This window comes from Pseudooceanicola nanhaiensis, assembly GCF_020171315.1.
In the GTDB taxonomy this organism is placed as follows: domain Bacteria; phylum Pseudomonadota; class Alphaproteobacteria; order Rhodobacterales; family Rhodobacteraceae; genus Pseudooceanicola; species Pseudooceanicola nanhaiensis_A.
In genome coordinates, this window is record NZ_JAIUZP010000005.1 from 232,619 (window position 1) to 245,623 (window position 13,005).

12 protein-coding genes and 1 pseudogene are annotated in these 13,005 nt (G+C 65.2%); 5 read left to right on the forward strand and 8 right to left on the reverse strand.

Annotated elements, in window-relative coordinates; genetic code table 11:
- Positions 1–33: 33 nt before the first annotated feature.
- The 6 genes and pseudogenes from LCM32_RS08770 to LCM32_RS08795 all read right to left on the reverse strand — a co-directional run bounded on the left by LCM32_RS08770 (position 34) and on the right by LCM32_RS08795 (position 6,298).
- The gene (locus LCM32_RS08770) at positions 34–1,038 is read right to left on the reverse strand and encodes a phosphatase domain-containing protein (RefSeq protein WP_224820674.1); all 1,005 of its coding nucleotides are present in this window, start codon (positions 1,036–1,038) and stop codon (positions 34–36) included.
- 15 nt (positions 1,039–1,053) lie between these two features.
- Positions 1,054–1,899 (reverse strand): annotated as a pseudogene (locus tag LCM32_RS08775) (ABC transporter permease); the annotation flags it as partial.
- 15 nt (positions 1,900–1,914) lie between these two features.
- Complete coding sequence (locus LCM32_RS08780; protein ID WP_224820676.1) at positions 1,915–3,465, reverse strand: ABC transporter permease; 1,551 nt, start codon at positions 3,463–3,465, stop codon at positions 1,915–1,917.
- Entirely contained in the window at positions 3,466–3,753 is a 288-nt protein-coding gene (locus tag LCM32_RS08785) for a DUF1330 domain-containing protein (RefSeq protein ID WP_224820677.1), read from the reverse strand.
- An 84-nt stretch (positions 3,754–3,837) separates the two neighbouring features.
- Positions 3,838–4,950 (reverse strand): extracellular solute-binding protein, encoded by a 1,113-nt coding sequence (locus LCM32_RS08790; RefSeq protein ID WP_224820678.1) that lies wholly within the window; start codon positions 4,948–4,950, stop codon positions 3,838–3,840.
- Between the two features lie 247 nt (positions 4,951–5,197).
- A complete protein-coding gene (locus tag LCM32_RS08795; protein WP_224820679.1) occupies positions 5,198–6,298 on the reverse strand; it encodes an ABC transporter ATP-binding protein in 1,101 nt (366 codons plus the stop codon).
- A 291-nt stretch (positions 6,299–6,589) separates the two neighbouring features.
- Between LCM32_RS08795 and LCM32_RS08800 the strand changes: the two genes are divergently transcribed.
- Together LCM32_RS08800 and argE are read left to right on the forward strand one after the other, a co-directional pair.
- Positions 6,590–7,777 (forward strand): M24 family metallopeptidase, encoded by a 1,188-nt coding sequence (locus tag LCM32_RS08800; protein WP_224820680.1) that lies wholly within the window; start codon positions 6,590–6,592, stop codon positions 7,775–7,777.
- Positions 7,770–8,930 (forward strand): acetylornithine deacetylase, encoded by a 1,161-nt coding sequence (argE, locus tag LCM32_RS08805; RefSeq protein WP_224820681.1) that lies wholly within the window; start codon positions 7,770–7,772, stop codon positions 8,928–8,930. Before LCM32_RS08800 ends, argE begins: the two co-directional genes overlap by 8 nt.
- A gap of 36 nt (positions 8,931–8,966) precedes the next feature.
- On the opposite strand, the gene LCM32_RS08810 is transcribed toward argE, so the two are convergent.
- Positions 8,967–9,359, reverse strand: coding sequence for a hypothetical protein (locus LCM32_RS08810; RefSeq protein ID WP_224820682.1), 393 nt, complete (start codon positions 9,357–9,359; stop codon positions 8,967–8,969).
- An 85-nt stretch (positions 9,360–9,444) separates the two neighbouring features.
- Between LCM32_RS08810 and LCM32_RS08815 the strand changes: the two genes are divergently transcribed.
- The 3 genes from LCM32_RS08815 (at position 9,445) to LCM32_RS08825 (ending at position 11,504) form a co-directional block, all read left to right on the forward strand.
- Positions 9,445–10,176, forward strand: a complete 732-nt coding sequence (locus LCM32_RS08815; protein WP_412070671.1) for a Crp/Fnr family transcriptional regulator — start codon at positions 9,445–9,447, stop codon at positions 10,174–10,176.
- A gap of 367 nt (positions 10,177–10,543) precedes the next feature.
- The gene (locus LCM32_RS08820; protein WP_224820683.1) at positions 10,544–10,861 is read left to right on the forward strand and encodes a hypothetical protein; all 318 of its coding nucleotides are present in this window, start codon (positions 10,544–10,546) and stop codon (positions 10,859–10,861) included.
- A 67-nt stretch (positions 10,862–10,928) separates the two neighbouring features.
- Complete coding sequence (locus LCM32_RS08825) at positions 10,929–11,504, forward strand: hypothetical protein (RefSeq protein WP_224820684.1); 576 nt, start codon at positions 10,929–10,931, stop codon at positions 11,502–11,504.
- An 87-nt stretch (positions 11,505–11,591) separates the two neighbouring features.
- Here LCM32_RS08825 and LCM32_RS08830 read toward each other — a convergent pair whose 3' ends face one another.
- Positions 11,592–12,983: an aspartate aminotransferase family protein gene (locus LCM32_RS08830; RefSeq protein ID WP_224820685.1), complete on the reverse strand. Its 1,392-nt coding sequence runs from the start codon at positions 12,981–12,983 to the stop codon at positions 11,592–11,594.
- Positions 12,984–13,005 lie beyond the last annotated feature (22 nt).

Genomic DNA, 13,005 nt, shown 5'->3' on the forward strand with positions numbered 1-13,005 from the left:
GGCCAAGGGGGGGCAGACAGCCCCCAACCCCTCTCAGATCCAATCTGCGCCGCCGAGGATCTCGCGGTAATCCCGCCCGCTCTCCACCCGCAGGCCCATCTCGCGCAGCGCTGCCATGTCGCGCCGGTCGCGCCGGTCGGGCCCGCGCCCCGGTTCGCGCAGGATGACGCCCGCGATCCGCCCGGGATGGCGCTGTGCCGCCTCGAGGTAGACATGGGGATCATGCTGCCCGGTGTCGCCCACGAGGACGAAGCGCCGGTCGGGATGGGCCGCAAGGATCGCGTCGATGGCCAGCGACTTGTGATCGCCCCGCTTGCGGTTGAGGAACCGGCGCGAGGTCAGGCCGAAATCCCGCAGGAAGAGCGGCCCGCGCGGCGCGCCGTGGCGCTCCAGCACGCGGGTCAGGAAATGGTGCAGGTTCCAGGGCGAGGAGCTGACGTAGAACACTGGCCCGCCGCCCTCTGCCAGCCGGGTCAGCAGCTCCACCGCATCGGGGAAGACGTGGCGCGTCAGGGCGTTGCCGGTCAGCGAGGTCCAGAGGTTGCGGACCAGTGAATAGGCCCCGGTCTCCATCACCGTGTCGTCGATGTCGGAGATCACCGCGATGCCCGGCCCCGGCGGCGGCACGAGGGCCTCGACCGTGGCGGCGCTGGCGGGCTGGCCCGAGACCTGCGCCGTGACGCCGTGCCAGCCGGTCTCGTTCCCGTTGCGGGGCAGGCGCAGGGTGAAATAGCCCTCGCTGTCCGTCACCGTCCGCTCGCCGTCGGCCTTGACGACCACGTGGGCGACCTCGTCGGTGAGGAAAAGTGCCAGCATCTGCAGGAAGTTGACCCAGCGGCTCTGCTCCGGCTCGGGCGCGAAGCGGCGCAGGGCCGACAGGACGCGGCCCCGCAGGATCAGCTCATCCGGCGTGGCGTACCCCAGATAGGGGTCGATGACGGGTGGCCCCTCTGGTGGGGTACCCCGAGAAAGACCGATCCGGCCGAACAGGAATTCGGCCGGATACCAGAGTCGCTTGAGAAGTCTGATCAGGCGCATGCGCCTTGGGCTATATCAGCCCGGGGACATGCCCCGCAAACGTTCAGAACGCCGCCGCAGGATTTCCAGCGTCGCCAGCAGGCAGATCGAGATCGCCACCAGCAGCGTCGCCACCGCGAGGATCGTGGGCGAGATCTGCTCGCGCAGGCCGATGAACATCTGCCAGGGCAGTGTTTTCTGGCCTGCGGAGCCCACGAAGAGCACCACGACCACCTCGTCGAAGGAGGTGATGAAGGCGAAGAGCGCGCCCGAGATCACCCCGGGCAGGATCAGCGGCATCTGGACGCGGAAGAAGGTGGTGACCGGATCCGCCCCCATGTTGGCCGCAGCCCGGGTCAGCGAATTGTCGAAACCGACCAGCGTCGCCGTCACCGTGATGATGACGAAGGGGATGCCGAGCGCGGCATGGGCCAGCACCACGCCGAAGTAGGTGCCCTGAAGCCCGATGCGCGAGTAGAAGAAGTACATCCCCGCGGCCGAGATGATCAGCGGCACGATCATGGGCGAGATCAGGATCGCCATGATCGCCCGGCGGAAGGGCACATGCGGCTGGCTGAGGCCGATGGCCGCCAGCGTGCCGAAGCCGACCGAGAGCAGCGTCGCCACAGGCGCGATCTTCAGCGAGTTCCACATGGCGGCCTGCCAGTCGGAATTGTTGAAGAAGTCCTGATAGTGTTTCAGCGAATAGCCGTCAGGATCCAGCCGCAGCATCTCGGGCGTGAAGGTGAAGAAGTCCTCGGCGTTGAAGCTGAGCGGGATGATCACGATGATCGGCGCGATCAGGAAGAAGAAGATCAGCCCGCAGATCACCCGGAAGGCATAGAACCAGATGGTCTGGCCCGTCGTGGCATAGGGAGGAAGTGAACTCATATCTGATTACCCCAGCTTCACGTTGTCGATGCCGACGATCCGGTCGTAGACCCAGTACAGGAGCAGAACGACCGCCAGCAGGATGGTCCCGAGCGCCGCAGCCAGACCCCAGTTCAGCGAGCTGGAGATGTGGTAGGCGATCCGGTTCGAGATGAATGTGCCCGTCGTCCCGCCGACGATTTCCGGCGTGATGTAGTAGCCGATGGCGAGGATGAAGACGAGGATCGAGCCTGCGCCGATGCCCGGCACCGACTGCGGGAAGTAGACCCGCCAGAAGGCCGTCCAGTTGGTGGCCCCCAGCGATTTCGCGGCCCGCAGGTAGGTGGGCGGGATGGTCTGCATCACCGAGTAGAGCGGCAGGATCATGAAGGGCAGCAGGATGTGGGTCATGGCGACGATCGTGCCGAACTGGTTGTTCATCATGATCAATCGGTTGCCGTCATCGACCAGGTGCAGCCAGACGAGGATGTCGTTGATCACGCCCTGCTGTTGCAGCAGCACCTTCCAGGCCGAGGTCCGCACGAGGAGAGAGGTCCAGAACGGCAGCAGCACGAGGATCATCAGCAGGTTCGCCGTGCGCATCGGCAGGTTGGCAAGGATCCAGGCGACCGGGTAGCCCAGCATGATGCAGCTGAGCGTGATGGTCACCGACATGAAGATCGTGCGCTTGAACAGGATGCCATAGATCTGCTGGTTTTCGGGGCGCTGCTCGACCCCGTCCGGGGTCAGCTGCATGTCGACGGCGTTCAGGAAGTACCCAGAGGTGTAGCGCGGCGAATAGGTCTGGATCATGCGCCAGACATCGGCGTTGCCCCAGTCCTTGTCGGCGTCGATGAACTGCGCCTTGAGATCGACGGTTTCGAAGCTCGGGACGGCGGCGGCGGCCTGTTGCAGGCGCTCGGGCAGGCCCGACACCGGCGGCTGGGCCGCAAGATCGGTATAAAGCGTGGTGAAGAAGACATCCTCGATATCTTCCTTGGCGGGATCGTCGCCCTCGCGGTCCAGATAGGCGGTCCAGCGGTCCCAGGCATCGGCGGTGTGAGGCAGGGCCTCGAGAACCGCGTCATCTTCCATCATCGTGACCCAGGTGGCGGGGTCTTCCCAGCTGGCATCCAGCGCGGTGAACTGATCCGTGTAGCTGTCAGTGTCGAAGCGGCCCACCGCGCGGCCCGTTTTGCGGAACAGCGACGAAACGCCGGTCATCTCGTAGTTCAGGCGGCTGCCGAGGCGGGTGTGCAGCTTCTCGGCCTCAGCAAAGAACATATCGACATAGAACGCCTCCCAGAGGGCGTCGGGGGGCATGTCGGAGGCCTCGTGATCCCAGTCCGCCAGCACCTCGACCGTGTCGGGCAGCGTGTCGGCGACGATGTCGTTCTCGACCGAGCGGAACAGCATGTCGGCGATGGGCGCGATGAAGGTGATCAGCACGAAGATCAACAGCGGCGCGATCAGCATCAGCGCGCGCAGCTTCTGCCGGCGCAGGGCGCGGTTCAGGCTGCGCTTGAGCGGTTTGCCGTCAGCGGCCAGCATTGGGCCGCTCTGGGTTGCCTCAACCATTCAAACACCCTCCACGAGCATGATGTCACTGTCCGAGGTACGCCGACGAATTTCGGCAACCTCTTGGTATTCAGGGGAATAAAAGGCGCGCTTTGCGTCCTCGAAGGTCGGGAACTCGATCACGACGTGACGGTCCTTGACCGGGCCTTCGGGGGCTTCGCTGGCGCCGCCGCGGACGATGAAGCGCCCGCCATAGCCCTGCAGGATCGGCGTGTCCCGCTCGACGTATTCCTTGTACGCCTCCGGGTCGCGCACGGTGATATGGCCGATGATGTAGCCCTTGGGCATGTCTTTCCCCTGTTTGATGCCCTCTGACGGGGCTTTCATGGGTGGAAGGGGCCGCGCGGGCCCCTTCCGGACGTTTCAGGGCGCTTAGCGCGCCAGCCAGGCCTGGAACTTGGCGTCGATGTCGTCGCGGTAGTCAGCCCAGAACGAGTAGTTGGTCACGAAGACGTTCGTGGCGTTGGCCGGGTCGGTCGGCATGTGCGGAGCCATGTCGATGCCCAGTTCGGCGTGCTTGCCGACCAGCGGAGCCGAGGAGGCGCGCGCCGGACCGTAGGAGATGTAGGCCGCCTGATCTGCCAGACGCTGGGTGTCGGTGGCGAACATCAGGAAGTCCTTGACGCGGGCAAGGCGATCCTCGGGCAGGCCCTCGGGGATGATCCAGCCGTCAAAGTCCAGCATCTCGGCGTCCCAGAGCATGCCGATGGGCTGGTCCTGCTCGGCGATGGCCGAGAAGAGGCGACCGTTGTAGGTCGAACCCATGAAGACTTCGCCGTCGGCCAGCAGCTGGGGCGTGTCGGCACCGGCGGTCCACCAGATGGTCTGGTCCTTGATGGTGTCGAGCTTGGCCAGCGCGCGTTCCTGCCCCTCGGGGGTGGCGAGCACGTCGTAGATCTCGTCCTTCGGCACGCCGTCGCAGAGCAGAGCCCATTCGACGTTCGCCAGCGGACGCTTGTTCAGCGAGCGGCGGCCCGGATAGGTTTCCAGGTCGAACAGCGCGCAGATGTCGGACGGCGGCTCGGTCCCTGCGGGCACCATGTCGGTGCGGTAGCCCACGGTGGTCGAGAAGACGATCTGGGGGATGAAGCAGTCGGACACCAGCGAATCGCCGAAGTCGTCTTCCGCCGAGGAGCCGTCGTCGCCCTTGGCCAGCATTTCATCCACGTCGATTTCCATCGCCAGGCCTTCATCGCACAGGCGGATGGCGTCGGCGGCTTCCACGTCGACCAGGTCCCAGGTGATGTTGCCGGCTTCGTTCATGGCGCGCAGCTTGGCGACGGCCTCTGCCGAGGATTCGTCCCAAGTGGCCGAAACGCCCGCGTTGTTGGCCAGGTAGGGCTCAACATAGGCTTTCAGCTGCGAGTTCTGGTAGGCGCCGCCCCAGGACACGATGGTCATGCTGTCGGCCATGTCCTGAGCGGACAGACCGCCGGCGGTCAGCGCAAGTGCGGTGCTCGCCAGAAGGGTTTTGGTCAGTTTCATACTAGGCTCCCATTTGACCCGTTTGGGTTTTGTGAGCCCCGCGTCACGGGTGAGACGGCGGGGGCTTCTCTTTCCCTTGCGCGGTGGGGCGCACGGGGAAACTCGCGTGTGGCGCCGGGCCTCAGACCACGCGCCGAACCGCCCCGGTGCGCTGGGCACCGGTGGGGGCGGGACGGGGCTTGGTGGTCACGAAGGCCATGGCGCTCCTGTCGAATGGCACGGGATGCGGGACCGCGGGGGGGCGGTCTCAGGCGTCCAGTGCGCGGCAATCCTCGGCCAGCCAGCCGATCTCGATCATCTGACCGGGGGTCAGACGCTGCTGATCGGGGGCGTTCCGGGTCTTGATGACGAAATCCTCGTTGCCGGCCACCTTGAGCCGGGTGCGGAAGATGTCACCCATGTAGATGAACTCCAGCACTTCAGCCTTCAGCAGGTGCGCATCGGGCGAGAGGCGTTCCTTGTTGGTCTCGACGCGCTCGGGGCGAATCGACACGCGGGTCCGCTGGCCCGGCTCGGTCACGTTGACCGGCTTGCAGTCGATGACTTCGCCGCCATCGAGGCGGACTGTGGCGACGTCACCGCGGATATCCTGCACCACGCCTTCCAGCGTGTTGTTCTCGCCGATGAACTGCGCGACGAAGCTGTTCTCGGGGCTTTCGTAAAGCACATCCGGCGGCGCCAGCTGCTGAATGCGGCCATCGTTGAAGACGGCGACGCGGTCCGACATGGTCAGCGCCTCGGTCTGGTCGTGGGTCACGTAGACCACGGTGATGCCGAGGCTGTCGGAGATGCGCTTGATCTCGAACTGCATGTGTTCGCGCAGTTGCTTGTCGAGCGCGCCCAGCGGTTCGTCCATCAGCACCAGTTCCGGTTCGAAGACGAGGGCGCGGGCGAGGGCGATCCGCTGCTGCTGACCGCCCGAAAGCTGTGCCGGGCGACGGCCGCCAAAGGCACCCATCTGCACCATGTCGAGGGCGCGTTTCACTTTTTCCTCGCGCTCGGACTTGCCCATCTTCCGCACTTCCAGCGGGAAGGACAGGTTCTCGGCGACGGTCATGTGCGGGAAAAGCGCGTAGTTCTGGAAGACCATCCCGATGCCGCGCTTGTGGGGCGGGATGTTGTTGATCGGCCGGCCGTCGAGGGTGATCTCGCCATGGGTGGCCGTCTCGAAACCCGCCAGCATCATGAGGCAGGTGGTTTTGCCCGAGCCTGACGGCCCCAGCATGGTGAGAAATTCGCCCTTCGGAAGGGACAGGTTCAGGTCTTTGACGACCAGTGTCTCACCATCGTAGCTTTTCTGGACGCGTTCAAACGCCACGAAAGCATCGCTGCTTTGCGTTTCAGCCAAAGGCTAACTCCCCGTTGATGTCGCGCGGGTTGACCCGCTTCTGTACTGTCCCCGAGTAAAACGTCCCATTTGGCTGCATGCAACCAATTAGCCCAAAAAACTGGCAAAACTGCTTGGTTTCCCGGGGGCCAATTGACCAAATGGTCTGAAATTACCCAAAGTCTAACAAGGATTCTCCGAATTCCGGGGGCTGTCCTAGCGGAAAGCGACAGTCCTTCGCTGCAGTGCGACATGAAGCGGACAGGAGACTCCGGCGGCCATGCCGCCCGGACCGAAAATCAGGGAGCAGACATGCAAACAGATGCCGTGCCGTTCAGCGCCGCAGAGTACCGGCGCCGACTCGCCAAGACGCGCAAAGCCATGGAAGAGGCCAATCTCGACGTGCTTTTCGTCGAGGATCCGTCCAACATGGCCTGGCTCACCGGCTATGACGGCTGGTCGTTCTACGTCCATCAGGGCGTGATCGTCACCCATGATCAGGACCCGGTCTGGTGGGGCCGCAACATGGATGCCAACGGCGCCCGCCGCACTGCGTGGATCGGCGAGGACAGCATCCGCCCCTACGGTGACCAATACGTCCAGTCGACCGAACTGCACCCGATGCAGAACCTCGCCTTCCTGCTGACGGAAATGGGCTTCGGACAGGCCCGCGTCGGCGTGGAGATGGAGAACTACTACTTCTCCGCGAAGGCCTACACGACGCTGGTCTCCTCGATGCCCGCGGCGACGATCTGGGATGCCACCGCGCTGGTGAACTGGCAGCGCGCGATCAAGAGCGACGAGGAAATCACCTTCATGCGCAAGGCGGCCCGGATTGCCGAGAAGATGGTGGATGGTGCCATTTCCCGGGCCCGCCCGGGCCTGCGCAAGAACGAGTTGGTGGCCTCGATCTATCACGACGCGCTGATGGGCGTGGGCGACGACTGGGGTGATTACCCGGCCATCGTGCCCATGGCGCCCTCGGGGGCCGACGCCTCGGCCCCGCACCTGACGTGGGACGGCAATACCCTGAAGGAGGGAGAGGCGACTTTCTTCGAGCTGGCGGGGGTGTACCGCCGCTATCACACGCCCTTCTGCCGGACGATCTTCCTCGGCACGCCGCCCGATGACCTGCTGCGGGCCGAGGCCGCGCTGGTCGAGGGGCTGGAGGCCGGGCTGGATGCCGCCCGTGCGGGCAATCAGGCGCGCGACATCGCCGCCGCGCTGGCCCTGCCGCTGGAGCGGGCGGGCATCGTGCGCGGTGCGCGCTGCGGCTATTCCATCGGCCTCAGCTATCCGCCGGACTGGGGCGAGCGGACGATCTCGCTGCGCCTCGCGGATGAGACGGTGCTGGAGCCGGGCATGTGCTTCCACTTCATGCCGGGGATCTGGAAACCGGAATGGGGTCTCGAGATCACCGAGCCGATCCTGATCACCGAAGATGGCCCCGCGCAGCCCTTCTGCGACCGCCCGCGCAAGCTCTTCGTCATCGATGACTGACCTCAAGACCACGACCGACGTTCTGGCGGAGCTGGTGGCCTGTCCCACCGTCTCCTCCGACAGCAACCTGCATATGCTGGGGCTGATCGCGAACCGGCTGCATGCCGTGGGCGCGCGGGTCGAGCTTTACCACGATGCCGGGGGCACCAAGGCGAACCTCGTCGGCACCCTCGGCCCGGACCGGCCGGGGGGCATCATGCTCTCGGGTCATTCCGATGTGGTGCCGGTGGAGGATCAGCCGTGGAGCTCCGATCCCTTCACCCTGCGCGAGGAGGGCGGGCGCTTCTACGGGCGTGGCACCTGCGACATGAAGGGTTTCATCGCCTGCAGCATCGCCATGGCCGAGCATTACGCCACGCTGGACCTGAAGCGGCCGGTGCATTTCGCCTTCACCCATGACGAGGAGATCGGCTGTCTCGGCGCGCAGGCACTGGCGCCGATTCTCGCGGCGCGGTCCGATACGCCGGCCCTCGCCGTCATCGGGGAGCCGACCTCGATGCGGATCATCGAGGGGCACAAGGGCTGCTGTGAGTATCAGGTCACCTTCACCGGGCGGGAGGGCCATGGCTCGGAGCCCGACAAGGGTGTCAACGCGGTGGAGTTCGCCACCCGCTACATCACCCGCCTGCTGGACCTGAGGGCGGAGTTGCAGACCCGTGCGCCCGCGACCTCGCGCTTCGATCCGCCGTGGACCACGGTGAACATCGGGCGGCTGACCGGGGGCCACGTGCCCAATGTCATCCCCGGCCATGCCGAGGTCGACTGGGAAATGCGCCCGGTGCGGGACGAGGACCGTGTCTTCGTCAAGGAGGCGATCGAGAGCTACACGCAGGACGTGCTGCTGCCGGCCATGCGCCGGGTCTGGCCCGCGGCGGGGATCGAGACGACAGTTCTGGGAGAGGTGGCCGGGCTGGAGCCGATGGAGGAGAACGCCGCCCGCGATCTGGTGGCGGAGCTGACCGGGGCGAACGGGACGGACCTCGTCTCCTTCGGAACCGAGGCGGGCCTGTTCCAGCAGATCGGGATGAGCGCCGTGGTCTGTGGCCCCGGCTCCATCGAGCAGGCGCACAAGCCCGATGAATATGTCACCGGTGACCAGCTGGAGATGTGTCTTGCGATGCTGCGCCGGTTGGGAACGCGGCTGGCGCGGTGATCCTGCCATGCCGCGCCACCCGGCGCGGCGGGCGTCTCAGAAGGGCGGGACCGCGGGCGGCAGCATCCGCCGGATCATGATGTCGGTGAAGGGCCGGATCAGCAGGAACCAGCCCTTGTCCGCGATCTTGTCGCGGTCCAGCTCTCCCGCCGTCAGGACGATCCGCGCCCCGCGTTCGCCCAGCAGTTCCGGCAGGCCGCTGTCCAGAAACTCGCCATAGCGCATTTCCAGCAGCGCCGCGGTCACATGCGCGATCCCGTCCAGCACGACCGGGATCTCAGCCGGTTTCTTCACCATCACAACCCTGCAGGGCCCCTGGGCTGACAGCGCGTCCGCGATGTCCGTGGCGATCAGGGCGTCCGTCTCCAGCACAAGGAAAACAGGCGTGGCACGGACCGGTTTCCCGTCCGCTTCGACTCGGTTGGTCATCTTCGCCTCCGCTTTGCCCGCTACAAGTGGAACGAAACGGGCCGCGGCGCATTAAACTGTGACATACCTACGGAGGAACAATCCCGTGGCCATCGCCTGTGTCCAATGCCCGCTGCGCAACCGCAAGATCTTCGATCCGCTGACCGAGTCCGAGGTGCGCTTCATGCAGCGCTTCAAGACCGGCGAACTGGAGGTCGAGGCCGGTGCGGTGCTGATGATGGAGGGGGCGAACGCGCCGCATCTCTATACGGCGCTGGAGGGTCTGGGCCTGCGTTACAAGACGCTTGAGAGCGGCGAGCGGCAGGTGATCAACTTCGTGATGCCCGGCGATTTCATCGGGCTTCAGGCCGGGGTGATGAACGAAATGCAGCATTCGGTCGAGGCGACCACCTCGATGAAGCTCTGCGTGTTCAATCGCAACGCGCTCTGGTCGCTCTTCGCCGATCACCCCGGGCGCGCTTATGATCTGACATGGAGCGCGGCGGTCGAGGAACATCTTCTGGGCGAAACGCTGGCCGCGATCGGTCACCTCAACGGGATCGAACGTGTCGCGCGGGCCTTCATCCGGCTCTATGACCGGGGCGAGTCCCTCGGCCTTGCGTCGCGGTTCGAAATGGCGCTGCCCTACAAGCAGCAGGACCTTGCGGATGCGCTTGGCCTGTCGCTGGTGCACACCAACAAGACCCTGAAAAAGCTGCGCGATGCGGGTATGGCCGACTGGCAGCGTGGCAAGCTGACGATCCTCGACTATCCCGGCCTGTGCGAGATCGGACGGCTGGAGGTGGATGGCGCGCTGCCGACCCGTCCGCTGCTGTAGGGTGCAGGCCTGCGCCGGGGTTTCGGCGGCGGGCGCGGGACAGGTGCGGGCGGGATTGCCGGGATACTTGATTGTGGCGGGAAAGCCAGCCCCGGACAGGAATTGCAAAAACAGGATAATTCTCTGGCGTCAGCCACCTTGCGTCCATTAGAACGCAAAATTGCCTCGGCGACATTGGTCGCCAAGGCGCGATGCTGATAAAATACAGGCGACGACACCACTCACGGAACGAAGCCGTTCGAACGGTAGCACGGAAACCTATGGGGGCAAAGATCATTATCATAATGACAATTTGTCCGGGAGTTTCCATCGCCGTACGGCAACGTCCGAGTTGACCGGAGGGGCCAAGTGCCGGAGACTATGAAAGATGGATAAGCTCAACTCCATATTCCAGCTGCGGGAAATGCTCCGCGAGTTGGAGCGGGACGTCGGCCTCGACGACCTGAGCCGTACGGAACGGGATGTTCTGCTGGCGGCCCATAGCCTGTGCGAGCACCCCGGAGACGTCATCAGCACCGAACAGATTCGCGGCCATACGCTGGTACAGCCGGTGGCACAGGCGACGCTCTACCGGGCGATCCGGACGTTGCTGCGTCTGGGCCTGCTGGAACGTGCGGCGCAGACCAAGGCCCGTGCCTATGTCGTGCGCAGCGATCTCGTCGGGCGTGACCTGCCCGGGGCCTGAGGTCCGCATCGCGCCCCGGCCCCCGTGGGGCTGAAGCGCTCCCTGCTATCCGTCACGGACATTCTGCATGAAATGGCTTCAGAGCTTTGCCGTCGTTGGTGTCGCCTATATCCTGGCGCATGGTCTGACGGCCTTCCTGATCACCCCGGTGCAGATGCGACTGCTGCCGGAGATCACCTCCTTCGCAAGTCTGATCTACCTGCCTCACGGGGTGCGGGTGCTGTCGACGTGGCTGCTGGGGCGGATCGCCTTCATCCCCCTTGCCATGGGCGCCTTCCTGTCCGAGCTGCTCTTTACCCCGGCCGAATTCAGCACCGCCTGGGAGCCGCATATCCTGCTGTCCATTGCCGTCGGGGCGGCCTCGTCCATCGTGGCCTTCGAGGTGCTGCGTCTCGCGGGGCGGAACCTCTATGCCGGGCAGTCCTACCGCGTGCACTGGACATGGCTGCTGGTGGTGGGGGGGCTGGCCTCGGTTCTCAACTCCATCGGGCAGGCGGTCGTCTTCTCCGGTTCGCTCCTCTCCGGCCAGTTCGCGGGGGTGCTGCTGGTCTATGCCCTCGGTGATCTCTGCGGGCTGGTGGTGACGACGCTGGCCCTGATGCTGGTCTTCCGGCGCATGCGCCTTGGATCGTCGCGGGGCTAAGGCCCTTCTGAAAACCGCCTGACCTTCGCGTACGAAAAAGCCGCGCAGCCGGGGGCCGCGCGGCGTCTTTCTGTCAGCCGTGTCGGATCAGGCCGGGAACAGGCCCTTTTCCTGCGCCTGCGCCATGCATTCGTCCAGCGACTTGCGGGCGCGTTCGATCAGGATGTCGATCTCCTCCTTGCTGATCACCAGCGGCGGGGAAATGATCATCCGGTCGCCCACGTGGCGCATCACGAGGTTGTTGGCAAAGCAGCGCTCGCGGCACATGTAGCCCACGGTGCCCGCCTCGGCGTCGAACTTGGCGCGGGTGTCCTTGTTGGGCGTCAGCGCGATGGAGCCCATCATGCCGACGATCTTGGCCTCGCCCACCATCGGGTGATCGAGCAGGCTTTCCCATTTTTCCTTGAGGTAGGGCGCGGTCTCGGCGCCGACGGTGTCGACGATACCTTCCTCTTCCAGCAGGCGGATGTTCTCCAGCGCCACGGCACAGGCGACCGGGTGGCCGGAATAGGTGTAGCCGTGGTTGAACTCGCAGGCCGAGATCACCGCGTTCACCTCGTCGCAGACGATCGATGCGCCGATCGGCTGGTAGCCGGAGGAGAGGCCCTTGGCGATGGTCATGATGTGCGGCTTGATGTTCAGCGTCTGGCAGCCGAACCATTTGCCGGTCCGCCCGAAGCCGCAGATCACCTCGTCCGCGATCAGCAGGATGCCGTATTTGTCGACGATGCGCTGGATCTCGGGCCAGTAGGTCTCGGGGGCGATGATGACGCCGCCCGCGCCCTGCACCGGCTCTGCGATGAAGGCGCCGACGCGTTCGGGGCCGTAGTGCAGGATCGCCTTTTCCAGCTCCTGCGCGCGGGCAAGGCCGAAGTCCTCGGGGGACATGTCGCCGCCTTCGGACCACCAGTCGGGCTGGGGAATGTGGTGGATGTCGGGGATCGGCAGGCCGCCCTGGCTGTGGATGCCCGCCATCCCGCCAAGCGACCCGGAGCCCACGGAGGAGCCGTGGTAGCCGTTGGTGCGGGCGAGGATGATGTTGCGCTCGGGCTGGCCCTTCTCGGCCCAGTAGGTGCGCACCATCCGCAGGTTGGTATCGTTCGCCTCGGAGCCGGAGCCGGCATAGAAGACGTGGTTCAGATCGCCCGGCGCGATCTCGGCCAGCTTGGCGGCCAGCGCGATGGCCGGGACGTGGGACGTCATGAAGAACGTGTTGTAGTACGGCAGTTCCTTCATCTGGCGGGCGGCGGCCTCTGCCAGTTCGTCGCGGCCATAGCCGACGTTCACGCACCAGAGCCCCGCCATACCGTCGAGAATGCGTTCGCCTTCGCTGTCCGTCAGCCAGCAGCCGTCGGCGCTGGTGATGATGCGGGCGCCTTTTTCGGCGACCTGCGTCTGGGTCGAGAAGGGATGCATGTGGTGCGCTGCGTCCAGCGCCTGCAGCTCCGCGGTCGGCATGTGGTTGGTAATCGCGGGCATGTGACACCTCGTTGATCATTTC

What these genes read in the sequence shown, in the direction of transcription:
- LCM32_RS08785 (WP_224820677.1), bottom strand. Translation starts at nt 3,753, where the DNA reads ATGCCCAAGGGCTACATCATCGGCCATATCACCGTGCGCGACCCGGAG.
- LCM32_RS08800 (WP_224820680.1), top strand. Translation starts at nt 6,590, where the DNA reads ATGCAAACAGATGCCGTGCCGTTCAGCGCCGCAGAGTACCGGCGCCGA.
- LCM32_RS08825 (WP_224820684.1), top strand. Translation starts at nt 10,929, where the DNA reads ATGAAATGGCTTCAGAGCTTTGCCGTCGTTGGTGTCGCCTATATCCTG.
- LCM32_RS08820 (WP_224820683.1), top strand. Translation starts at nt 10,544, where the DNA reads ATGGATAAGCTCAACTCCATATTCCAGCTGCGGGAAATGCTCCGCGAG.
- argE (WP_224820681.1), top strand. Translation starts at nt 7,770, where the DNA reads ATGACTGACCTCAAGACCACGACCGACGTTCTGGCGGAGCTGGTGGCC.
- LCM32_RS08830 (WP_224820685.1), bottom strand. Translation starts at nt 12,983, where the DNA reads ATGCCCGCGATTACCAACCACATGCCGACCGCGGAGCTGCAGGCGCTG.
- LCM32_RS08780 (WP_224820676.1), bottom strand. Translation starts at nt 3,465, where the DNA reads ATGGTTGAGGCAACCCAGAGCGGCCCAATGCTGGCCGCTGACGGCAAA.
- LCM32_RS08810 (WP_224820682.1), bottom strand. Translation starts at nt 9,359, where the DNA reads ATGACCAACCGAGTCGAAGCGGACGGGAAACCGGTCCGTGCCACGCCT.
- LCM32_RS08790 (WP_224820678.1), bottom strand. Translation starts at nt 4,950, where the DNA reads ATGAAACTGACCAAAACCCTTCTGGCGAGCACCGCACTTGCGCTGACC.
- LCM32_RS08770 (WP_224820674.1), bottom strand. Translation starts at nt 1,038, where the DNA reads ATGCGCCTGATCAGACTTCTCAAGCGACTCTGGTATCCGGCCGAATTC.